The organism is Cellvibrio sp. 25HG11W-0 (assembly GCF_057815475.1).
Genome location: NZ_CM174230.1, coordinates 2582183 through 2606623 on the forward strand (window position 1 = coordinate 2582183; position 24441 = coordinate 2606623).

The 24441-nt window shown below is 47.5% G+C and carries 19 protein-coding genes; 7 read left to right on the forward strand and 12 right to left on the reverse strand.

The window, feature by feature from the left end; all coding sequences use genetic code 11:
- Window positions 1–26: 26 nt before the first annotated feature.
- The 4 genes from AC0KUT_RS10880 to prmB all read right to left on the reverse strand — a co-directional run bounded on the left by AC0KUT_RS10880 (window position 27) and on the right by prmB (window position 4258).
- Window positions 27–797 carry an amidohydrolase gene (locus AC0KUT_RS10880; protein WP_488829909.1) on the reverse strand — a complete coding sequence of 257 codons (771 nt, stop codon included), beginning with the start codon at window positions 795–797 and terminating at the stop codon, window positions 27–29.
- A gap of 2 nt (window positions 798–799) precedes the next feature.
- Window positions 800–1966, reverse strand: a complete 1167-nt coding sequence (locus AC0KUT_RS10885) for an MFS transporter (protein WP_488829910.1) — start codon at window positions 1964–1966, stop codon at window positions 800–802.
- A 114-nt stretch (window positions 1967–2080) separates the two neighbouring features.
- Window positions 2081–3181 (reverse strand): chorismate synthase, encoded by a 1101-nt coding sequence (gene aroC / locus AC0KUT_RS10890; protein WP_488829911.1) that lies wholly within the window; start codon window positions 3179–3181, stop codon window positions 2081–2083.
- 156 nt (window positions 3182–3337) lie between these two features.
- A complete protein-coding gene (prmB, locus tag AC0KUT_RS10895; RefSeq protein WP_488829912.1) occupies window positions 3338–4258 on the reverse strand; it encodes a 50S ribosomal protein L3 N(5)-glutamine methyltransferase in 921 nt (306 codons plus the stop codon).
- Between the two features lie 158 nt (window positions 4259–4416).
- Here prmB and folE point away from each other — a divergent pair, with 158 nt between their 5' ends.
- Window positions 4417–4956 carry a GTP cyclohydrolase I FolE gene (gene folE, locus AC0KUT_RS10900; protein ID WP_488829913.1) on the forward strand — a complete coding sequence of 180 codons (540 nt, stop codon included), beginning with the start codon at window positions 4417–4419 and terminating at the stop codon, window positions 4954–4956.
- Between the two features lie 62 nt (window positions 4957–5018).
- Here folE and AC0KUT_RS10905 read toward each other — a convergent pair whose 3' ends face one another.
- From AC0KUT_RS10905 to AC0KUT_RS10940, 8 genes are all read right to left on the reverse strand, one after another.
- On the reverse strand, window positions 5019–5693 hold the full coding sequence (locus tag AC0KUT_RS10905; RefSeq protein ID WP_488829914.1) for a hypothetical protein: 675 nt from the start codon (window positions 5691–5693) through the stop codon (window positions 5019–5021).
- A gap of 112 nt (window positions 5694–5805) precedes the next feature.
- Complete coding sequence (locus AC0KUT_RS10910) at window positions 5806–7041, reverse strand: lytic polysaccharide monooxygenase (protein ID WP_488829915.1); 1236 nt, start codon at window positions 7039–7041, stop codon at window positions 5806–5808.
- Between the two features lie 503 nt (window positions 7042–7544).
- Entirely contained in the window at window positions 7545–7907 is a 363-nt protein-coding gene (locus AC0KUT_RS10915; protein ID WP_488829916.1) for a DUF6488 family protein, read from the reverse strand.
- A 136-nt stretch (window positions 7908–8043) separates the two neighbouring features.
- Window positions 8044–8889: a M90 family metallopeptidase gene (locus AC0KUT_RS10920; protein WP_488829917.1), complete on the reverse strand. Its 846-nt coding sequence runs from the start codon at window positions 8887–8889 to the stop codon at window positions 8044–8046.
- Window positions 8890–8931: 42 nt separating this feature from the next.
- Window positions 8932–9354 (reverse strand): hypothetical protein, encoded by a 423-nt coding sequence (locus tag AC0KUT_RS10925; RefSeq protein ID WP_488829918.1) that lies wholly within the window; start codon window positions 9352–9354, stop codon window positions 8932–8934.
- Window positions 9351–10781 carry a DUF3999 family protein gene (locus AC0KUT_RS10930; RefSeq protein WP_488829919.1) on the reverse strand — a complete coding sequence of 477 codons (1431 nt, stop codon included), beginning with the start codon at window positions 10779–10781 and terminating at the stop codon, window positions 9351–9353. The genes AC0KUT_RS10925 and AC0KUT_RS10930 overlap by 4 nt, the downstream gene beginning before the upstream one ends.
- Entirely contained in the window at window positions 10778–13732 is a 2955-nt protein-coding gene (locus tag AC0KUT_RS10935) for a DUF2339 domain-containing protein (protein WP_488829920.1), read from the reverse strand. The genes AC0KUT_RS10930 and AC0KUT_RS10935 overlap by 4 nt, the downstream gene beginning before the upstream one ends.
- A gap of 59 nt (window positions 13733–13791) precedes the next feature.
- Window positions 13792–14421 (reverse strand): DUF4230 domain-containing protein, encoded by a 630-nt coding sequence (locus AC0KUT_RS10940; RefSeq protein ID WP_488829921.1) that lies wholly within the window; start codon window positions 14419–14421, stop codon window positions 13792–13794.
- A 164-nt stretch (window positions 14422–14585) separates the two neighbouring features.
- On the opposite strand from AC0KUT_RS10940, the gene pabB reads away from it, so the two are divergent.
- From pabB to AC0KUT_RS10970, 6 genes are all read left to right on the forward strand, one after another.
- Window positions 14586–16007, forward strand: coding sequence for an aminodeoxychorismate synthase component I (gene pabB / locus AC0KUT_RS10945; protein WP_488829922.1), 1422 nt, complete (start codon window positions 14586–14588; stop codon window positions 16005–16007).
- Between the two features lie 72 nt (window positions 16008–16079).
- Entirely contained in the window at window positions 16080–19310 is a 3231-nt protein-coding gene (locus AC0KUT_RS10950; protein WP_488829923.1) for a hypothetical protein, read from the forward strand.
- Window positions 19307–20101 carry a mechanosensitive ion channel family protein gene (locus AC0KUT_RS10955; protein ID WP_488829924.1) on the forward strand — a complete coding sequence of 265 codons (795 nt, stop codon included), beginning with the start codon at window positions 19307–19309 and terminating at the stop codon, window positions 20099–20101. Before AC0KUT_RS10950 ends, AC0KUT_RS10955 begins: the two co-directional genes overlap by 4 nt.
- A gap of 72 nt (window positions 20102–20173) precedes the next feature.
- Window positions 20174–20926 (forward strand): dienelactone hydrolase family protein, encoded by a 753-nt coding sequence (locus AC0KUT_RS10960; protein ID WP_488829925.1) that lies wholly within the window; start codon window positions 20174–20176, stop codon window positions 20924–20926.
- Window positions 20927–20971: 45 nt separating this feature from the next.
- Window positions 20972–23041 (forward strand): M13 family metallopeptidase, encoded by a 2070-nt coding sequence (locus tag AC0KUT_RS10965; RefSeq protein ID WP_488829926.1) that lies wholly within the window; start codon window positions 20972–20974, stop codon window positions 23039–23041.
- 693 nt (window positions 23042–23734) lie between these two features.
- On the forward strand, window positions 23735–24433 hold the full coding sequence (locus tag AC0KUT_RS10970; RefSeq protein WP_488829927.1) for a spondin domain-containing protein: 699 nt from the start codon (window positions 23735–23737) through the stop codon (window positions 24431–24433).
- The last annotated feature ends 8 nt before the right edge of the window (window positions 24434–24441 follow it).

Here is a 24441-nt window from a genome sequence, read left to right on the forward strand (position 1 = left end):
CAACCATTATGTGAATCACAGACTTGTTAGGGAGTAAGCGTAAACTGATCCGCATCTAAGTTGGCGGGAAACCTCTCACGATATTCACGCAACCTTTCAGCGAAGAGCTCTATGGTTATGGCGCCCGCTTCTTGACTGGTTGCTATAGGTTCGCCCGCAGGGCCGTAGAGTGCAGAATCACCGGCATAATGCTGCTCTGCTTCGTCCATGCCGACACGATTAACCCCTGCGACATAGCTAAGGTTTTCAATAGCGCGCGCTTGCAGTAAACGATTCCAATGCAGCGCACGCACGCTGGGCCAATTAGCGACATAGAGCGCAAGATCGTAATCATTGCGATTGCGGCTCCACACCGGAAAGCGCAAGTCGTAACAAATCATGGGCAAAATTCGCCACCCGTTTAATTCTACAAGAATTCGCTCGCTGCCTATTTCATAGCGAGTATGTTCACCTGCCATGCGGAATAAATGACGTTTATCGTAGTGAATATAGGTGCCGTCAGGGCGCATCCACACCAAACGATTGAAGTATTTGTCGCCCTCTTTTACCACGAGGCTACCAGTAACTACCGCTTGATGTTTGCGCGCCTGTTCACGCATCCATTGATAGGCAGTGCCATCGACTTGCTCTGCATAGCTGCGCGCGCTGGCACAAAAGCCCGTGGTAAAAACTTCTGGCAAAATGATTAAGTCAGTCGCGCTAATGGCATCCATTGTTTTAGCGAAGTGATTAAGATTTTGCGCGGGGTTATTTGGGGTTATCACATCTTGAACAAGCGTAATCAAAAGATTCTGCATAATTAACTCCCTTGAGCCACCACTGGTTTCAATGCAAAAAAACACAGAATAAAGGCCAGTAAACTAGCTGCTGCTGCTAATAAAAAAGTCAAACTTGCACTGGCGTCCCACAGCATACCACCAATTAAGGCACCTGCAGCACCGCCTGCCCCAAAGCTCAATGAGCTGTAGAGTGCCTGCCCCTGCCCTTGGTGTGCACCTTTGAATTGGGTGCGCACCAGCTCAATAGAGGCCGCATGAGCTATACCAAAACTCGCGGCATGCATTAACTGAGCAATGAGTAGCACCAGAATATAGTCAGCCAAATAACCAATAAGTAGCCAGCGCAAGCTGGTGACCACAAAACAAAACAACAGTAATTGGCGAATACTAAAACGGCGCAGCAAATGATGCATCACTAAAAAAATCGCCACCTCGGCGATTACGCCGAGTGCCCAAAGCATGCCAGTTTGAGTATTGCTGTAGTGGAAATGTTCGACCAAATAAAGCGAATAGAACGTGTAATAAGGGCCGTGGCTTAATTGCAATAAAAAGCTCGCCGCCAAAAAACTTAATATGGCAGGCTGAAATACCAAACTTAAAAATCCTCGTGTTTCTCTCGTGTGCTTTTCAGCAGAGGCATCTTTCAAGCTTAGACTGGAAAGCCATATTAAGAGTAAAAAACTGAGTATGCACAGGGGCAGAAATTTTACGGGCACCATGTCAAAAAGTGCACCCAAGCCCACAACCGCCGCCATAAAGCCGATCGAACCCCAAAGGCGAATACGGCTGTATTTATGATGATTATTGCCTAAGTAGGCTAAGGTAATCACCTCAAACTGAGGCAGCACCGCATGCCAAAAAAACGTATAACAACTTACCACCAACATCAACCACCAATAGCGTTGGTCGAGCAGCACGCCGGCAAAAATAAAGGCAGCAAAAAAACTGCCCACACGAATAATGCGTAAGCGCGCTTGGGATTTATCCGCTAACCAGCCCCAAAAATTAGGAGCAACTATACGTGTCGCCATAATAACAGCGGTAATAATGCCTACATCTTGCGAGGAGTAACCGAGCGACTTCACATAAATTCCCCAATAGGGAATCAATGAGCCGACAACGGCAAAATAGAAAAAATAAAAACTGGAAAGGCGCCAATACGGGAGCTGCGAGGAAGAGTCTGACATAGTAATTAAAAAGCAGCCGCTTAAAAAGAGGTGAATCAAGGGCCTAAGCAGCTAGCCCTTGGGGTTGGCGCAGCTCAAACCCCAAAGACTCATTTGAGGCTTAAGCCGAATAGATTACTTAACGCTTGCAGGTATTACGGGGATACTGTGCTTAACACCACCATTTTGGCCGCGCTGGCGCAAGAGGTGATCCATCAATACCAGTGCCATCATGGCTTCGGCAATAGGTGTTGCACGAATACCGACACAGGGGTCGTGACGGCCTTTGGTGATAACTTCAACGGGATTGCCGTGAACATCCACACTGCGCCCAGCAATATGCAAGCTTGAGGTGGGTTTTAAAGCAATGTGCGCAACAATTTCTTGACCAGAAGAAATGCCGCCGAGAATACCGCCCGCATGATTAGAAAGGAAACCTTCCGGCGTCATTTCATCGCGATGCTCAGTGCCGCGTTGAGCAACACAATTAAAGCCCTCGCCTATCTCTACGCCTTTCACTGCATTAATACTCATCAATGCATGTGCAATTTCTGCATCTAAACGGTCGAAAATAGGTTCGCCTAAACCTGGCGGCACATGGGTGGCGACTACAGTAATTTTCGCGCCTATGGAGTCACCCTCTTTATTGAGTGCCTTCATGAATTCTTCCATTTCCGCGACTTTGCTCGCATCGGGACAAAAGAACGGGTTTTGGTCGATTTGCGCCCAATCCACGGAATCAATTTTGATGGGGCCAAGCTGCGATAAATAGCCGCGCACTTCTATACCGTGAAAATCCTTCAGATATTTTTTAGCAATTGAGCCTGCTGCCACCCGCATTGCCGTCTCGCGCGCAGACGAGCGACCACCGCCGCGATAATCGCGCACGCCGTATTTTTGCATATAGGTATAGTCCGCATGCGCGGGGCGAAATTGGTCTTTAATGTTGGAATAATCTTTGGAGCGCTGATCAGTATTCTCAATGGTCATACCGATTGGCGTGCCGGTGGTTTTACCTTCAAATACGCCGGAGAGAATTTTTACCGCATCTTCTTCACGGCGCTGAGTGGTAAAGCGCGACTGACCTGGCTTGCGACGATCTAAATCAATTTGAATGTCGGCTTCACAGAGCTCCAACCCCGGTGGACAGCCATCAACAATAGCACCCAATGCCAAACCGTGGCTTTCGCCAAAAGTCGTAACCGTGAACAACTTACCGTAACTATTGCCAGACATAGATCCCGTAAACCTTAGCTAGTGATTCAGGGCAACTAGCCCCGAATTCAGTGAATGTAAAAAGTAGGCGTAAATAAAGAAGCGAATACCATGATTGCGCTAAAAACTGCGGCGATTATACGTGACTTAACCCATCGCTGCATGGGGCGAGGCAACTCAGTGGACGGATTGGCTCAGCGCAGCGCGCAAATCTTGCGCCGTTAAGACAAACACCCCATCGCCGCCGTGGTTCAAATCCACCCAAGCAAAAGGCATTTGCGGATATGCCTGCGCCAAGGCAACCCAAGAGTTGCCAACTTCAACCACGAGAATGCCGTCGTCGGTTAAGTAATCCGCCGCTTCTTGCAATAAACGACGGGTAAACGCCAAGCCATCGGCTCCAGAGCCCAAGCCTATAGCGGGCTCAGCATGGTATTCATCGGGCATATCGGCCAAGTCTTCGGCATCAACATAGGGTGGGTTGGATACAATCAAATCAAACTTAAGGCCTTTTAAATTATCAAACATATCTGACTGCATGGCGAAAACGCGCTCACTCAAGTGGTGTGCAATGATATTTTCCTCCGCAACTTCTAATGCCTCGTAAGAAATATCACTCAATTGTATTTCCGCATCGGGAAAGGCGTAAGCGCAGGCAATGCCAATACAGCCGCTACCGGTACACAAATCTAAAATTTGAGCGGGCGCTTGGGTAAGCCAAGGGGCGAATTCTTGATGAATCAGTTCAGCGATAGGCGAACGCGGCACCAAAACCCGCTCATCGACCTTAAACTCCAAGCCTGCAAACCAAGCCTTACCCGTAATATAAGCTGCGGGAATTCGCTCTTTTATTCTGCGCTCGATGAAGCCTAAAACACGGCGGCGCTCAGTACTTGTGAGACGCGCGTCGAGCCAATCATCAGCCAGCGGCGGCGAAAGGTGCAAGCCATGCAGCACCAACTGCTCGGCCTCATCCCAAGGATTATCGGTGCCATGACCAAAATACAAATTGGCCGCTATAAATTCACTCGCACTCCAGCGAATCCAGTCGCGAATGCTGAATAACTCATCGAGTGGGCTGGCAAGATCTTGCGTCATAGGAGTTCTCGAACATAAAAAGTGGCCGCCATTCTACCCAATTCCGGCCCCTAGAGCGCTGCTTTGCGCAATTCCTTTACCTGAAATTGGGCATATCGCGCTAAACTAGCGCCCTGTTTAGCGGCAAGCTTCCATTGTCGCCCGAGGAGCCCCTAGTTATGAAAGAACATTTTGCAAATATCATTGCCGGCGTTGGCGAAGATTTAACCCGCCCTGGCCTCTTAGACACCCCTGCCCGTGCGGCTAAAGCCTTTCAGTTTTTAACCCGTGGTTACAATCAAACTATCGATGAAGTGGTTAATGGCGCCCTCTTTCCGTCAGACTCACAAGAAATGATCATGGTGAAAGACATAGAGCTCTATTCACTCTGTGAACACCATCTACTGCCATTTATTGGCAAGGCGCATGTCGCCTATATTCCTACAGGCAAGGTATTGGGCTTATCAAAAATCGCCCGCATAGTGGATATGTTTGCCCGTCGCCTGCAGATTCAAGAGCAGCTCACGGTGCAAATTGCGGAGTCGATCCAAGAGATTACCGGTGCGACCGGTGTGGGTGTGATTATCGAAGCGAAGCATATGTGCATGATGATGCGCGGCGTGGAAAAGCAAAACTCCTCGATGAAAACCTCAGCAATGCTGGGTAACTTTCGCTCTAATCAAGCAACACGCAACGAGTTCTTATCGCTGCTGCGTTAATGAATATGCGAGTATTAACATGAAAAAACCAAGCGCAGGCTTGGTTTTTTCGCTTAGAAAACCTAATAAAAATTCAATTTAAAGCCTTTGCGTGCGACATAAACAGATGTCACCCCATTCTCCATACTGCGCGCTATAGCCGCTTCCGTTTTTAAGCTACCACTATTGAAGTCATTCAACGCGCGATAGAACATAGCCGTGAAATAATCTGCATCGGTGCTCTGCGGTGTATAAACCACAATTTGACACATGCTGGTGCGACAACTAATTTGACTCAGGCTTACTCGCTGTAAACCTAAATCTTGCACAAACATTTGGCGTAAAAGATTTTCATTACCTGGTGCCCAAGTGAAATCTATAACCTCAGCCTCAAACAAATCATAAGCGCGCTGGTAAACAAGATTTTCCACTTTATGCACAGCAACCAAGGGGTCTTTCTGAGCACCAACAGAATCTATTTTTGTTATTTTGGTGGCATTGGCTGAAGGCGGAATGTGCAAAGAGCTAATTTGAGCGTCATCCACCATCCCCACCGTTGGCACTGCAGCAGGCTGCGGGCTTTTACGATCAGAGATATGCGGCAAAGGGGGTGTTAGTGCGGTAGTTGTTGATACTGCCGTTGTTTGAAAGATCGAATAATCCCGCTGCGTTAAAATTGCAACAATTAAAACAATCATGCATATGATCGTTAACCATTGCCATAAAGAATAGTGAGCAACTTTTTCTAGATTAGGCATAAAAACCTCAGCGCGTGGACAGTTAGCCCTGCTGTTAAAAAAAGATTTTATTATTAGAAAGTACTTTTCAAAAAAACTGCCATCCTTGGCAATACAAACTCCCAAAGATTATTTAACGCGCATTGCACGCGCTCTGCGAAATACACGTTTGATTGTTTTCATTACCCCAGCCGCTGCTCGTATTTTTGCAAATTGCGACCATCCAGCCGTACCAGTTACAGGTTGCCCCAGACGCGACCGATGATGCAGGCACAGAACTCGGCGCTAGGCTTGAGCGAACAGATGCCGCGACAGAACTCGGCGTAACACTTGAACGCGGAGTAGAGCTTGGCGCAACACTGGCGCGAGGCGTAGAACTTGGTGTTGTTGCTGTAGAGCTACCACCTACTACACCACCGCCGCCAGCTTGGCTATTACATTTCACACTACCAATACAACTTTGATTATTTTCATAACCCCATTCAGCCGACTGCGTAGTACATACCGGATAAAGCTGGCCGTACCAATTGCACTGCTGACCAGATGCTGTGCTGCTAGGTGTACTTGCTCTACTTGAGGCAGCAATACTCGCTGGTTTGCTTGATGCTGCAACACTTGCGGGCGTACTAGAGCGGGCAGAGGAAACCGCTGCCGATGAAGGCGCAACAGACGATGCACCACCGCCGCCAATTTGCACATCAATACAACCGTGGAAGCGTTCCAATGTTGGCGGCTCACGACCCCACTCAGCATAAATCACATGGCGACCGGTACGTGCAGGCAAGGTACAGGTGGTTGCAAAGTGCGCGTTAGCGCGATTAGGTTTCACCATAGGGTAAGCACTTGGGTTATCGTCGTTATAGGCCAAGTTGCAAAAAGGTTGCGCTTCAAAATCGTTCCACGTTAGCTCTTTGCCTACCTGATATTGAAATCCCGGCTTGGTAATCCAATAGCGAAAGTCGGAAGTATCATCAAAGTGCGGGCCGTTACTAATATCCCAATTAAAGGTAATTTGCCCGCCGTTAATATTATTTACCGGCCAATTGATAGAATTATCCCAAGGCGTTTTTCCGCCCTGCCATGTTTCGCTGTCAAAGCCGCACACATTGGTAGAGCTGCGCTCCATACGGCCACCATGGTGATTCAATACACTCATGTAAGAATAGCCACCATTGAAATCATTCGCGAAAGCATCGCCGCACACAGGGTATTGTGCGGTGCCATTCGCTACTTGATCGGGTTTGGTTACAGCGCCACAAAAATAGTTGCGCGCTCCAGGGCTGTCGACATAACCGTGAGCAAAGCCTAACGATGGGAACGCCATTAAAATGGCTCCCATACCCAGTGCCTTATAGATATTATTTTTCATTGTGCACACACCTCATTGCAGATTATATAGGGGTAGCCCGCTACAACATGGGCCTGTTTAACGTCTTGTTAAACCCACACCTGACAACATATTTTTTAAAAAATAATTGAACAACCAAATTTAAAAAATATATAGGCGAGAGAGACAGATGCTCCGCATAAAAAAGAAATTATCGATACCGCTGACAAAGAAAGGAGGTGATCACCGTAGTATTAATTATTATTGGTACAGCAAGGTGATCAAACATCTGGCGAAGAAGATTGTCCGCTTGTGGTGCAAGAGAGTCAAATTGAAAGAATTTTTATATATGATAAGTTAAAATTTATTTTGAAAATAAAAAGATTTAAGTGACAGTATTGTTACCTGATGCGACAGGAGTGAGACTTCCGTTCCAAAAAAACCTTCAATAATGAATTTATGCGCCGGAATATTTTTTTATATTGAACTCATTTATAAAAGCTATGCCAAACTTAACGCAATATAAAGTCAGGCGATTAAGCCAATTAGTTGAAATTCTCTACATCAAAATCATGCAAGTCAAAACTCGCAAGAGCCACGCTACTGTCCAGCAGTATTTTTATATACAAGGTTTTATCATCAGCTGGGCCTTTAACGGCCACCAAATAATAGCCCTGTGCATTGCGGTAAATACTTGCGGCAGAATTTGGTAGTTCACTCCACGCTGCAGGTAGCTTATCGAAAGCAAACCCTGAAGGTGCTTTGGTGTAGCTCGAAGCTGCCTCTAGCGCCAGCTCCGTTGCCTTTTTCAAGCTCACTGGTATGTGCCCATGACCGTCGTGCGCAAATAACATGTTTGCTTGTGCTGTAACAATTAATACAACAAAAACCTTAATTAGCTTATTCATTATGATCACCGAAATTTTATGCTTATTGTATCAGTAGGTCGATAATGCAGGATTCGACAGTTGGCGAGCTGTAAAAATTAACAGCCTGTTCGACGTAAACTATACCAAACCCTCGCGCCTTCAAGTACAGTTTTTATTAATCCTGCGGCATACAACAATGTTTGTAGCGCTTACCGCTACCGCAATAACAGGGAGCCTTTTTGCGCGGTTTAATATCCGCCGCTATAGCAGAGACATCTTGCTGGTAAATATCCTCTAAGGCTCGAAAGAGTTCAGGGTGTTTAGTTTTTAGCAGTTTTGGGTCCTCAAAAAAATACTCGCTGGCAACCGCAAAAAATTCTGCCTCGTTAGTGGCGCCATAGTCGCGAATATTGCTCTCACTGCGTTCGATCTCTGAAATTTTATGGCCGATAAAATCAAGCCAATGTATTGAATAAGAAAACTCTTTTAAGCGCTCAGGAAACCCATCACAAGCGCCGTCCTCCATATCGACCAGATGAACAAATTCATGAATACCCACATTGTGGCGATCTTTGTCGTTATTAAAACCAAGATGCAAATGCGGCTTGCTGAGCGCCATTTTCCCGCTCATAGGGCCAGTACCCACCATGCCCGAGATATAAGAGTCGGCGCGACCACACTCAAAATCATTGTTGAATAACCCCGGCAGTAAAAACACCGCCTGCAAATTCACATAGTGCCAACCGCGAAAAGCCCACACCGGAATAATCGCACTGGCCGCCACCAGCAGCCGATCTTCGTCGGTGATCTCAACCTCCACCCCACCCTCTATGGCAGTTGTCTGCCAAAACAATTGAACGCGCTGCTCGAAGATTTTTTTGTCTTCTGCCGATAACACACGATAGAAAGTAACTGTTTTGGTGAGGTAGCTGGACCATTCGCTAAGCCAAGGCATGGATGGGATGGGAGCTCTATACAACCCAAGGAATGACCCGAGGGTTTCTATCATTTTAGCGAACATCAATTCTCTCTAGGATTTAAGCCAGTTAAATATGAATTTCTCTCAAGGTAGCTTTTGTTGAAGTGAACCATGCAACCATTTGTCTATTTCTAATAACCCAATACCAACAATGCACAGCAAAATCAGCAATAGTAGTGGAATGTTGTTATTAGTTAAGGAAAAGTCTGGATAGAGAGGGCAGTAGTAAACATCAATTGTAGGTGTGTTATTAAATCCAATAATTCCTGTTCCGACGTATATTTTATCTTTGACTGAGTAGCTATAAGTGACCTTATTAAAGCTCGAAGTTCTGCCGTTAAAGCTCGAAACTCCTGACTTACCTACCCCGCCGTAGCCATTTTGACTAAAGGAAACTTTAGAATTATCAAAAATAGTGGCTGTAGTGGATGGCCAAAATATTGCACATAGACTCGCAACAAACCACGCCAGCGCCACCATTAATATAGATTTTCCTAATACTTTCATCTGTTCTTTGTCGAAGACGTTGGCTTCATCTGCCTAACCAACCCAACCGCCACCCATACCAACATCCCAACGGCTAGCAGCAACACACTCCAAAACAACCAAGTCTTCCAGGATACTTGCGCTACTTGACGGGCGAAGCTGTCTATCTCTGGTTTTAGTTCCACATAACTTACCGGCACCCAAGTGATGTCTTTTCCGCGTACGAGTTGCGAAAAAATGGCGGCATTGGTGCTTTCGCTGTCGGGGGCGGCAGAGTCGTTTATGGCTATTTGATAGGGGCTGTTGTTGTTGGCGATAAATTGTAGAGTTTGCGGTTGGCGACTGAATACGAGCGCGGGGTTGAACTGGGTGCGCACTTGTTCATTGAGCTCGATACGCCAAAAGCTATCGCTATTTTGATAAGCATTGATTGCATCGCTCTGCTGCCAGTCATTGCCCACTTGTACGTTAAACCAAACGCCTTGGTGTACCAGCTGCCAAGGTTGCTTTTCACTGCGGCGTGAAAATACTTTTAGGCTGTCGCTATAGTTGCTGCCCAGTTTTAAACTGAGGCTACTTAAGGGCGCTATATCGTTGCGTTCAAATTCCCATGCAGCCACAGGCATGCTGCCTTTTTTATTGGCTTGCAGGGCCGACTCTTGCTCTTCTGCGAGTTCGCCACTCAGCGCCCACACATCAGGTTCAAGCTGCTGTACCGAGGTTGCACGATTTTGAGCGGTGATGTTCGTAATGTTTAACTGTTCGCCACCGCGTAAAAACCTTAAGCGCAAATAGGCGTATTCTTTCTCAGCGAGATGTAGGGGAAGGCTGTTGCGTGTTAAATTCTGCTCGCCTTTTTGCAATTGCACGAGGGTACTGCGTTTAATGGCTTGCCAGTTTTGCAGGTCGTTAGTGCCGCTGACTTCTACCTCTAGGTATTGGTTTGCATCACTGAACTGCCAATCAATCAGCAGGGTTTGCAGTGGCTTGCGCCGCTCACTAATATCTACCACATAAAAATCAATCGGCGTGATTTGATCGGCAATATGGCTGTTATCTTTCTTCTCTGCACTCACAGAAATGTTGTTGTCATCCAAACGAATGGACGCGCTACTTAAGGTTAATAAGGCTTCCGGTGGTGCACCTACCGCCACAGGAAAGAAGCGCACACTATTGCTGTCGAGCATATCTTCAGCTGGCGCTACCGAGCTGGATATTTTATAAGGCAGCTTGTTGCCGAGCTTATCAATAACCACTAGATCATTAAGGCGGGAGCTCGCGGAGTAGTTATACATATCGTGAGTGAGTTGGCTGGTTAAATACGCGCCCTCGCCTTCATTGATTTGATACACGGGAATAATGGCGCCCTGTGCTAGCGTCGCTAAAGCGGATAGCGTAAAGCCCAGCGGCCATGAAATAGATTTCGCTAAAGTGCGCAGCCAAATCATTGGGGTGATTCCTCTTGGTGAATTTTTTTATCGGTAGCGTCTGGAATTAAATCAGTGTCGGCGTCGTTAATATCACCCTCACCTTTTGTTGTGGTTTTGGCGGGTATAGGTGATAGATAGCCAATTAACAGCATCAAACCACCCACCACCATAAAGGAGACAATACGCGCGAGGGTGCCAGTGCTGCTTAAATCTTTGGTGAACAGTTTTAATAGAATTAATGCCAGTAGCGCTGCGCCTACCATCCAAAGTTCGCGCAGTTGAATGCGACGGGAGATATTCATAATTACCAGCGCACAAACCGCCCAAAGAATCGACAGCGCCATTTGTACTGTGGGTGAATCCCATAGCGCATCGGGTGCGTAGGCAACACCATCGTAGTGATGCAGTGCGCGCAGCAACACTATATTGATCCAGGCAAAACCTATAAGCCCCAAGGCGCCAAGACTGGTTTGGCGCGTGAGTTTAGCCAGCCCAACAAAGTTGCATTTGATGCAGTAGGCATAGAGCAGCACAAGTGCCGCCTGGGCTAGATCCAACGGATTGAGTACAGGCACATACAGCTGCCCCGTTGCGCCCGCAGAGTAGCTGGCTTTTAAAAACCAAACTGCACTTAAGAGCAGCAGTGGCGCCGGAATAAGATTTTTATAGTCAGCATATTGCCCAAAGGGCCAGTGGGATTTTTGGGTAAACCATAAGAGTGCAGCTAAAGGCAGTGTTAAAAAGGCGAACCAGACCATAGAGTCAGTTGTTTCGCTCCAGTGCATTTGTTCCTGCCATCCATTTAACTCCATGCCCACCAAGCTCCATAAAAACCACGCAGTGATGACATGGTAGGCGCTGACAAGGGCCGCTTTGGTGTGAAGGCGTTGACGCCATAAAAAACGATATTGCACTACCGCAAATGCCAGCAGTACTATGCCGCCCCAATAAGCGAAAGGACGGAATTCATAGCCAATGAACATGGCCTCGCCAGCAGTGCGTGCAGCCCAAAGCCCGACCAAGGGTAACAACCAAAAACCACTGGTACCCAACGCAGCCCAATTTAGTTTGATACTCGCCCATTGCATCAAAAGGCTTGAGGCCACGAAGAATAAAATGGCGCCAGCAAATAAATAATCGCCCGCAATATGAGTATTCAACTCATTAAAGCCGGCCACCAACCACCAGCACCAGCCAATCATTAATACAGCATAAGACAGCGTTTTTTCGATACGCGTGGCATGGGTCGCAAAACGTTCCAATAAATAGGCAATCGTTAATGCCGAAACGGAGAGCAACAACATACCGATAAAGTCGCCACTGATGATGGGCGTAGCGCCAGTGTTTATGCCTTTTATTAGCAGCGAACAGGCCGCGGCTATATGCAGCAAATAACCCGCCGCGCGCGGCAGCAAGCGTTGCTGCCGCAAGCCCACCCAAATTAACCCTAAGCCTTCTAGCGCCCAAGTGGCAGATGTCCATTGCGCATCTAAGGCGAGAGGAATGGCGAGGGTGGCGAAACTGAGGCCGAGCGCAATAAAGGATTCAATTAGGACGCGATGAGTATGTTGATATTTAGCCCAGAGCCCGCGTGCGAGCAGAATATAAAGTGCCGCGAGCAGTATGGCGCTAATCGCCAAGCCATATTCTGTGTGTTTCAGCAGCGAAGTTTGTAGGCCAAAACCAACAATCGGCAAACCAAATACCAAACTGCCATCCACCAAGCCTTTTAAATTGGGCGGCTGCTTGAGTGAAAACAAGATAGACACAATTAAATAGAGCGCGAAAAAGGCCAACAAAAATGGCTGGGTACTGGCATACAAATGCGGCTCGTATTTGAGTACGCCCCACACCGAGGTGATAACAAAGGTAAACACAAAACCTACCCAGTTGAGCATGCGCCAAGTTTTAAACCAAGCGATAACGAGAATACCTATATTAAGTAGCAAGTAAAAACTGAACAGCGCGACATGATTGCCGGAGCCGTCGGACGTGAGTATAGGCGCGAGGAATCCGCCTGCCGTGGCCATAAGCGCGAGTACTTGCGCATTTTGCAGAACCGCCAAGGCAACACCTAAAAGCACAACCACCAACATCAAACCAAAGGCCGCCGCTGTAGGCATAAGGCTGTAAAGTTTCGCGGCGGCAAAAATCGTTAGGTAAAGCGCTGCCACGCCGCCGCCTTGCAACACCAAACCAAAACCACCGACGCGCATGCGGGTTTTCCAACCAAGGCCAATTAAAGCTATGGCAACCAGCGCCACAGTCGCCATGCGCAACTCAATGGGAAACATACCTTCGCTCGCGGCGTATTTCACCAAAAAGCTCAAACCAAAAAACATCACCACCATGCCTACGCGCACTATAGGATTGCCTTCGGTAAAAAAGCGGCGCACAAAATCTATGGCTTTATCAATAGGATAACTTTCTTTGGGCGCAGCTTGCTGAGCTTGGGCTTCCCCCCAAGAAGAATTATTTGATGTGTTTTTATTAGCCTGCGCGATTGACGCTGGAGCGGCAGTTTGCGCACTTGTGTCTATATCGACCCTATCTATATCGACCCTATCTATATCGACCCTATCTATATCGACCCTATCTATATCAACAGTATCTATATCGGGTAGCTCGAAGGATTCATCTATTGCCGCTGCTATTGGTGCGCCTACTGCAGATTCCGATAAGGGCGTTGGCGCATTGTCGTCTGTGCTCGTACCGTCCGAACTTACTCTTGTTTGGGGTTGTATGACCGCCGTCGGTTCAGCTTTTGCTGCAGTTTCTTTTTTAGTCGATTGCTGTAATTGATAGAGCACTTTTATATCACGCTCAAGTGCGGAAACTTTGCTTGCCATCTGCACGACTTTGGTGATTAAAAACCCAAGTGCGGCACCTATTAGCCAGCCGCTATCGCCGTAAATTGCAGTCGCCCCTATGATCAACCCCAGCAGCGTAAAAATAACGAGTGGCAACATGCGTGTTCCTTCTTATTAAAATAGCGATGAATGCAGCGGGCTGCGAGTGGCTTAATATTTTATTTAGACGCTTTTACGTCCTCTAGCCCAAGTACGTTAATGGGCTCTAACAGGGTTGGCTGCTCAAGCTGCCATCCGCTTGAGGCACAAAGTTGCTGCATCATCACTTGAATTTGTTGTTGGGCAATTTGTGGTAAATCGCTCTCATAGGCTTTGGCGCGCATGAGGTTCTTTGCCTCGAAGAGTATGGAGGTGTAATCGTCGTTATCGAATTTATTGAGCAGGCCCTGATTAATATCGTAAAACGTGTAGTCCGTATCTATGGCGATAATCTCCGGCTCGGCAAACTGCTCTATAACCAGCGTGCGTGTTTCGGGGTTGCGGCGAAACTGCATTTTAGAAAAATCAAAACCCACGGCGACCTTTGCTTTGGCGACTACCAGCGCTTTGCTGTTGGTGCGAAAAATGCCAAAGAATGCTTTTTTAGACTTGTGGTCGTAAATCTCGGTGAAATAGCCTTCCGCTAACACCACCTTAAATACCTTTTCGATACGCTCGAGCAACACATGCGATTCAGTTACGAGATCCCGTTGGGGCTTTTGTAACTTTTTGAGGTAATAGGCCCGCACAAACTGCCACGCGACTAAGCCGCCCACAAGCATGGCAAGAATAAAGGTAAGTACATCCATGGGGGTTCCTTTTTATGAAACAGGATTAGCTGACAGTGACGCGACAAAAACGACGCAGCGAGTGCAGCAGCATAAACGGCCATAGCAGCAATGTCTATTTAGCTCTAGGCGCACGCTTCGGGTAGAATGTACCAACTGCATCAATGCCTTACCCATGAGACACCATGCCTGCCGACCCGCTTTTAATACCGCTTAATTATCAACCAGATTCGGCCACTTGGTTTGCGGCCCTGCGTCATTTGCCTCACGCAATCTGGCTGGACTCATGCCATCACGGCAGTCGCTATGGGCGCTTCGACATTATCAGCGCAGCACCTCAATGCCTGCTGCAAACTCGCGGTCATAACACCCTTATTGAATATGCTGATGGCACCGCTGTTAATAGCAGTGAAGACCCTTTCAGCTTGATTCAGGCGCAGCTCCCAAAGCTCGCCACAACGGTACCAATGGATAAGCCCGCACTGCCTTTTAATGGCGGGGCTTTGGGTTACTTTGGTTACGACCTAGGGCGTCGACTTGAAAAGCTACCTGAGATTGCTCGCGCAGACATAGACCTACCTGACCTATATATAGGTATTTACCCTTGGGCACTTATCCAAGATCACCACGAACAAAAAGCCTGGCTGGTACAAAATCCCGCACTGGGGAAGGCTTATAACTTTTTAGAAATTACGGAAATTTGTCGCGCCGCAGTGAAAACCCCTGTGTTTCACGACCTAAAGCAATCTATCAAGAGTGAAGAAATTCCCTTTAGTATCAATGAGTTCGAACGCAAACTTAAAGCGTCAGAATACCGACAGGCGTTTTTTCGAATTCAGGAATACATCAAGGCGGGCGACTGTTATCAAGTGAACTACGCCCAGCGCTTTAGCGCGAACTACAGCGGCGACCCTCTTGCCGCCTACCTAAGTTTACGCAAGGCTCTGCCCTCACCCTTCTCCGGTTTTATGCAACTTGAGCGCGGCGCGGTATTAAGCCTTTCGCCCGAGCGCCTGCTGGAAGTGCGTGGCAACAAGGTGGAAACCAAACCCATTAAAGGCACCGTTGCGCGCGGTACTACTCAGACAGAAGATGAAGCTAATGCGCAATGGCTAAAAAATAGCCCGAAGAATCACGCTGAAAACGTGATGATTGTGGATTTACTGCGCAACGATTTGAGCAAGCATTGCGACAGGGTGCAGGTGCCCAAACTGTGCGAATTACAAACCTTCGCCAACGTGCACCACCTTGTGAGTACCGTGCGTGGGCAGCTTAAACCCGATGCGAGCGCTGTCGATGTATTGCGCGCTAGCTTTCCTGGCGGCAGCATTACGGGCGCACCTAAAATTCGCGCCATGGAAATAATCGAAGAATTGGAGCCCACGCGCCGCTCGCTTTACTGCGGCAGCCTAGGCTACATAAGCTGTGACGGACAAATGGACACCAGTATTGCCATACGCACCCTCGTTTGCGATGGCAAGCAAATACATTGCTGGGGCGGCGGTGGCATAGTGGCAGATTCAGATGCCGAGACTGAATATCAAGAAAGTATTGCCAAGGTACAACTGCTTATGAGTACATTGGAGCAACAGTTTGCAGGCAATTAGCCTGATACTTATTACCTCAGAAGATGGCGTCACCTATATAGCCACACTTTTATAGCTACAGTTTCGCCAGCCATGACGTCAGGCTTTATGGGCGAAAACCTCACGGAGAGAAACACTTTGCGCAGCCTAAGCACCAAGCTTCACCATCGCCTTGCATTAACCGCAGCCACTTTATGGCTGTCGATGGCAAGTGCGTTAATGTCCGGGGTCATTGTTTCAGGCGCCTATGCAGAAACAAAAGCCGCAACAGAAACAGCACCTATAGCGGCTGCAAACTCAGATTCAGCAGACATAAAAACTCCGCCCAACAAAAAGAATGAATTGGCTGATCTGCGCCATAAAATTGATGTACTCAAGCAGCTTTACGAAAAACGTTTAGTGGGCACCGCAGAGCTAGAACAAGTATTAAGCAAAAAATGGCTGGCTGCTGATGCCAACTTAAATAGCGCACGCAAAACTTACGAGGAGCGCTTACAAAAAGCCTTAGAAGAGCCAACTGAAGGCGAAGACAGCGCAAGTGCCGCCAAGATCGAGTTGTTACAGCTGAGTTTGCAGTGGTTACATTTTTCACCGCAGCAGCGCCAACAGTTTTTGACGGAGGCTGAAGCGCGCCAAATTGTTAAAGAAAGTGAAATACAAGCGCAAGAAAATATTGCCGCCGCTGCAACTGCCGCTCAAGCACAGCGGGAAAATACGCAAGTCATTGAGCAGGCCTTAAGTCAAAGTGACGATGGGCGCGAGCGTAAATTACTGTCTATTCGCCTAATGATTGAGGGCCAGTTTTCACGCATGAATGAAGCGCGCAAGCAGCTGGGTGAAGTACAACAGGATTTCAGTCAAACCGTAAAAACCTGGCAAGCCAGCGCAGCGGATATTACCGAATCCATTGAGGATGAGCATTTTGCTCCAGGCACGCAAAACTTCTCGAGCGCGCGCTTTAATTTACGCCAACGGTTACAAGCATCCAACAATGTGGTGCAAAGCCAAGAGGCATTCGAAGCGAATTACTTTAAAAACATATCGTTGCGCAGCATCGCCGGCGAAGTTGATGTGCCTAGTGTTCAGGTGCGCGATACAGATTCTGACGAGCTGCGCGCATTGGTTCAGGAAATTCAACAGCAGCGGATCAGCCTGCAGGTTGCCAGCGACAACTATGAGCGCGACAAAGCGCAACTTATGCTGAGCATCATTAATTGGCAATTCAACTACCGCAATAGCCTTTTGGAGTTGCGCAGCCAGCTCATTGCACGCGTTATTCAAGACTATGCCTTTGTGCTAAACAATTCCGAGCCCGTGCTGGTGGAGTTATCCACTATTACCTCCAGCCTGCGCTTTTGGCTCTGGAAAAATCAATTCATACAAATAAATGCTGACAAGCTTACGCGCAAACAATTTCGCTTTAACACCTTCACCCATATCTTGAAGCTACTCATCTTGCTGGGTGGTATTGGTTGGCTCTTTGCAAAACGCCACATGCTGCTGCAATCCGTAAAAAATTGGCTGATGCGTCAAATTCGCAGTAAGCAAAAAAAGCGTACAACCCTAGCTGTCTTTGAGTTATTACAAGACCTCTACATCTTTTTTGTTCTTTTGTTCCTAGGCCGAATCGCCATTGAATTTTCTATCAGCCTTGGTTTCACCAGTGCGCAACATCTCGCTCCCCTGCTCAATCATGTGATCATTTTCTTTTTGCTGATTGGGTTGGTGAACTACCTCAGCCCACTCCTTAGCCAACGCCATGCGCGCGATGAAAAATATGCAAAAGATGTCGCCGCACTCGAAGCGGTATTCGAGTCAATTCCTAAACTTTATCTCTACTATTGGTTGGTCGCTGGTCTTGCCTCTATCGTTTTGCTTGGCTTCTTAGGCTCTAACCTCATTCGTTACTACCTTGTGAACCTATTGGGTTTTGTGACGTTTATTGCGCTCTTCATCAGTGTTTGGCGCAATCGTCACACCTGGCGCTTAGTGAATGACAAAGCCAACACCTCCTACCGTTGGAATGCCCTAAGTGATGCATCGCGCGATAAAATTTGGGAACCTATAGTATTGGTATTAGGCGGCGGTTTGGGTGTGTACCGACTTGCATGGCGAATACTGAGCGAACGCCTCGCTGAGTTAGAAATGACGCGCAGCTTTCAGGCCATGCTCAGCCGCGCCATCTTAGAGCGCCAGCACCGCCGCTATGCATCGCGCTTAAACTCTGCCCGTTTTCCTGATAATTACTGGCGTGCCTTTGACTTTCGCGTACCGGCCGAGCCATCTTGGTATGTGAGTCGCGCCGAAGCCGAAAAAGCCTTGAGTACGGCCTATCAAGAATGGCAGGACAACAAAACCTCCACTCGCATTCTTATTTGTGGCGATAGAGGTATTGGCAAGTCCGAGCTCATCGCGCAGTTTGTGCGCACCCATCAATTAGATTATCACCATGCGCGTGTACACACGGGGGACACCAGCATGGAAGAAGTGTGCTTCCGCCTAAACCAAGAGCTATTTGGTGAAGCCGAACCTATAGATCGCGAAGTACTCATTGAACGCATTAATGCCTTACCACCTGCAGTTATTGCCTTTGAAAATATTGAAAATTGCCTGCTGCGCAAGGTCGGCGGGTTTGATACCTTCTCTCAAGCACTGGATTTAATGCTGCGCTGCTCTATGCAACACATGTGGGTTGCCACCATAACAACCTATGCTTGGGCTATCGCCAAACAAGGCGTTGTAGGTGCCAACTGTTTCTCCGATTTTCTTGAAGTGGGCGGCATTAGTGAAGCTCAACTCAAAACACTTATTTTAACCCGCCACGATAAACTTCATGAAACCAGCCCAGACTTTAGTCAGCTGCAAATAAAAACGAAAAACACCAAAAGTGTAGAGCCCCCCGAGCTACTGGCAGAAAAAAGCCGCAATCTTTATTTTAGAATTTTGTGGGACTACACCCGCGGCAATCCTCGCCAAGCACTCTATTACTGGAAGGCGTCACTGATATGGAGTGAAAGCAAAACGGAGGTTAAATTATTTGATATCCCCGAACAGCGGGTACTGGAAAATTTACCTGATACCACGCTGATGATTTTAGCTGCACTAATAGAACACAACGGCTTAACTCTGCGCGGCTTAACGCAGGTTATGAACCTGCTGGATACAACCGTGCTGCGCCGCCTAGAAGAGCTAGCCCCTCACGGCATAGTGTTTTCCTACGATGATGGTGAGCGCGCAGGTTGGCACGTGGAAAGCTTCTGGACTCGCGCCGTGGAAAATTACTTAGTTAAACGTCAATTCCTCTTTTGCGGAGATGAACTATGAATATGGATTCAGCAAATATTTTCTCCGCCTTTGATTTTTCGCGCATGGCGTTTTCACTCAGCATTTTAATTATCGCTTTTATCGCGGCGAAGTCATGCAAAATATTATCGATGCGTTTGTCGCGCGCCTTCCCCGATTACCGGCTGCGTATTGAACAAATCACCACCATGGTGAATTTTATTCTGGTGATAGGCTCAATTGCCCTCGCCATATTTTTACTGTTCCGCTCCAAAGAGGCAGCGCTCGCCATCGGCGGCTCTATAGGCCTTGCCTTTGCAATAGGTGCAAAAGATGTCGCCGCTTCGCTACTTTCAGGCTTAATCGTTATGTTCGACCGCTCCTTTCGCGTTGGCGATCGCGTTAAGTTTGGCGATATTTATGGCGATGTACTCACCATAGGCGTTCGCTCCACCCGCATTCGTACCTTGGACGATTCCATAGTCACAGTGCCCAACAGCCAATTCATGAACAGCCCCGTCACCTCAGCTAATGCCGGCGCGCTCGACATGCAGGTTGAGGTGGAACTTTTTGTCAGCCCCACCAGCGATTTGCGTTTAGTCGAAAAGCTCGTGCGTGAAGCGGCCATATCGAGTCGCTGTGTGTTTCTAGAAAAACCGGTTGTCGTATTATTTAAAGACCAAATTGCCGAACAGATGTTTTACACCCGCGTACTGCTAAAAGCCTATGTGCTCGATGTGTCTTACGAAAAGCGTTTTGAATCCGAGGTGACTGAGCGTGTACACCTAGCCTTCGCGCTTCATAAAGTAGAAGGGCCACTTTGGCACAAGTAAAAAAATACCTGTGGCTTTATCACGCTAAAAAAATTCACAGAAACCCCTATTAAACCTTCGCAGAGGAAAGATATGTTAATTCAAAATCACACCGCCGATTTAGCAACACCTACAGGCACTATGCGCTGCTATGTTTATCACCCCAAAAATGAAACGGCTACCGCAGCAAAAAAATACCCGGCCATTATTCTCTACTCTGAAATATTTCAGCAAACATCACCAATTCGTCGCAGCGCACAAATTATGGCCGGCCACGGTTTCATCGTTATAGTGCCCGAAGTATTTCACGAACTAAATCCCATAGGTACAGTGCTGGGTTACGACGATGCAGGCCGCGACAAAGGCAATGCAGACAAGGTCGCTAAAACCTTAGAAGCCCACGACAGTGACACCCAAGCCATGATCGACTATGCGCAAACACTACCCTATTACTCCGGTAAAATCGGCGCAATGGGCTTTTGTTTAGGCGGCGGGCTCGCCTACCGCGCCGCGCTTCATCCACGCATCACCGCAACCAGTTGTTTTTATGCGACCGACATTCACTCAGGCATAGTGCCCTCCAATACGGGCAATGAAAGCCTGACGCGCACTGGCGACATCAAAGGCGAACTGCAAATGATTTGGGGCAAGCAGGACCCACACATTCCGCCAGAAGGCCGCGCAAAAGTCTACGCCAACTTAGTTGCCTGCAATGTCAACTTTACCTGGCATGAAGTCAACGGCGTACACGCATTTATGCGTGATGAAGGTGACCGCTACGACGCAGAGTTGCAGTTGTGGGGGTATCAAACCGCACTCGGAATGTTCAAGCGAGCACTCTATTAATTTGCAAATTCAACATAGTGGGTAACCACATAGAGAACCACACTGATGATAAACACAAAAGTTGCATGCAGTATTGCACTGAGCCTTGCGCTCGGATTAGGCCTGACCAACTGCACCACTGATCGCGCAGCAATGGATACCGCTGCCGTTACAGCGACAGCCCAATTGGGTTCAGGTATTGAGCTTGCAAATATGGACACCAGTGTGGCGCCGCAGCAGGATTTTTTCCGTTATGTAAATGGTACCTGGTTAGATACCACGGAAATTCCTGCTGACAAAGCGCGCTGGGGTAGCTTTGATGCCCTCGCCGAAAACTCACGCACCCAAGTACTCGATCTCATCAAAGAGCTGGCAGCGAATCAACATCCACAAGATTCGGACGAACAAAAGATAGCTGACTTATATCAGTCATTTTTAGATGAGGCGCAGATAGAAGCTCTGGGCATCAAACCGCTGCAACCGTTTATGAGCCGTATCGATAACCTAAAAACCTATCAAGACTTGACCCGCATATGGGGCGAGTGGCAGGTGTACGGCGTTGGAGTTCCCGTGGAGTTATATATTGATCAGGACGAAAAAAAATCTGATGAATATATAACGGGGGTTTGGCAATCCGGCTTAGGTCTTCCTGATCGCGACTATTATTTAAAAGATGATGCCCGCTCGCTTGAGCTCTTAAAAAAATATCAAGCCTATATTGCTACACTCTTGACCAAAGCCAATATTGCAAAGCCTGAACAAGCCGCAGCTCATATAGTCGCATTAGAAAAGAAAATTGCCGCTATTCACCGCACTAAAATTCAAAATCGCGATCGCAATGCGCGCTACCACAAAATGACCTTGGTGGAGTTAAACAAACTGGCACCGGGTGTAGATTGGCAGCTCGTTGTCAGCGCCGCTGGGCTAGGTACCATCAAAGAGTTAGTCGTCAATCAACCTACCTATGTTACTGCTGTTGCAAAATTACAAACGAACATTCCACTTGCGGATTGGCAACTGTATTTAAAATTCCATTTACTGAATAGCAATGCCAGCAACCTTAGCCATGACTTTGCCGATGCCAACTTTGAATTCTATGGCAAAACCTTAAACGGCGTAAAAGAGCAACGCACTCGCGACAAACGAGCTGCGACTATCACGGATTCCAACTTAGGTTTTATGGTGGGAAAATTGTATGTGGCGAAATACTTTAAGCCGGATGCAAAAATACGCATGGATAAGATGATAGAAAACCTGCGTAGCGCCTTTAGCCAATCCATTGATGAATTAGAGTGGATGAGCCCAGCCACTAAACAACAAGCCAAAATAAAACTGGCAAAGTTCAACACCAAAATTGGCTACCCCGATAAATGGCGCGACTACAATTGCTTAAAAATATCTGCAACAGACTTGCTCGGCAATATACAACGCAGTGCTGAATGCGAACACCAGCGCGCTATAGACCGTTTAGGCAAACCCATAGATCGCACCGAATGGGGCATGACACCGCAAATGGTTAACGCCTACTACAGCCCAAGCATGAACGAAATCGTATTCCCAGCAGCCATATTGCAGCCCCCGTTCTTTAATGTCGCGGCGGAAGATGCGGTTAACTACGGTGGTATAGGCGCAGTGATCGGTCATGAATTTACCCACGGCTTTGACGACCAGGGCCGCCACTCCGATAGTGACGGAAATCTGCGCGACTGGTGGACTGAACAAGATGCGGTACAGTTTAAAAATCGGGCGCAGTTAATGGTCGATCAATTCAATGCTTACACGCCTATCGATGACTTGCATCTCCAAGGCGCGCTAGGTTTAGGCGAAAACATTGCCGACCTTGGCGGTGTAACCTTAGCGCACAAAGCCTACAACATTTCGCTTAAAGGCAAGCCGGGTAAAGTAATAGAAGGCTTTAGCGCAGAGCAGCGCTTTTTTATGGGCTGGGCGCAAGTCTGGCGCATTAAATACCGCGACGAAGCCCTGCGCCTCCAAGTTATTAACGGCCCCCACTCTCCGGGCATGTATCGCGTACTTGGCCCATTGTCGAACATGCCGGCGTTCTACAAAACCTACAACGTAAAACCAGGTGATGGCATGTACCGCGACGAGATGGTTCGGGTGAAGATTTGGTAGATTGCAAGATGGAAGCGAAGAGCTTGCTCTAAAGTTTAAAAAAATAATTCAGTGGTGTGATTTTAGGGGAAAATAATTAAAGTGATCTGTGCAGTTACGTAATATAACTGGCGAGGCATGAAATCTACAGGGATATATTGTCAGATACCTTACTGATTTTTGAGAGTCACCCTAATAATACCATATCAAGTCTTGGAGAAACTAAGTGATTCACGGAGAGATAGTTACCGATGAAAGCTATTACAATATTTACCCTAGCCTACTTGAGTTGCTCACGAGAAATTTCACTGGAATTGAAAGCGGCATTCAAGGTGACGCATATATATGTGTAAAATATGAGGATGAACGCGTCATGCTCGATACATTTTCGAGCATGAACTTTCAAATAAAATCAAATATGATAGGAGGTAGACTTTTAGAGCAGGTAATCACTGTTTTGGAGAATTACTACACAGTGTGTATTTATGATATTCCAGAATTTTAAGCAAAAACGATTATCTATTGAATTCTAATGACATACTTATGAACCAATTGATATAACTTGACCCCAAACCCATAAACAAACTGTCGCCCCAGAACACCCCCTTTCCCGTTTATCTAAAAAATGATTTTCTCGTGATACTTTCGTGATGAATGGTCTGCACGAAGAGCGCACTCTGCTCCTGTCAATTACAACTTAACAGGAGCTTTACCGTGAAAAAATCCCTTATTACCAGCTTAATCGCCCTTGCAATTAGCCCTAACCTTTTGGCTGCGAGCTATACCGTTGAAATTCAGAATCTTACGCAAGGCACCTACTACACTCCGCTGTTGGTGTCTGCGCACCCGAGTAGCGTTAAGCTTTTTAGCGCGGGCATGGCGGCTTCTAGCAACTTACAAGCTATGGCCGAAGGTGGCGATATTAGTGGTTTAGATGTCGACATGATGAATGCAGGGGCTAAGAGTGTTGCCAACCCAGCTGCTGGCTTATTGGCACCAGGAATGAAAACCACCGCAGAGTTAGGCGACCCAGGTGCAGCGAATACTCAGCTTTCTATCGCCGCTATGTTGTTGCCGACAAACGATGGTTTTGTTGCCTTAAACAGCCTCACTCTGCCTACCGCGCCTGGCATCTACACCTACATGCTTAATGCCTATGATGCGGGAACTGAAGCTAATAATGAAATTCGCGGTGGCGGTGCCCCCGGTGTTGCAGGTATGCCCGTTCCACCACCTTTAGAAACGTTGATTGGTACCGGTGGTACTGGCGTTGCCGCAATGGCTGAAGGTTTTGTGCATATTCATCGCGGTGTTTTGGGCGACCAGATGATGACCGGTGGTATGAGTGATATTAATGCATCAAGCCAACGCTGGTTGAACCCTGTGGCTCGCGTCACTCTCACCGTAAAGTAAGGAGAGCC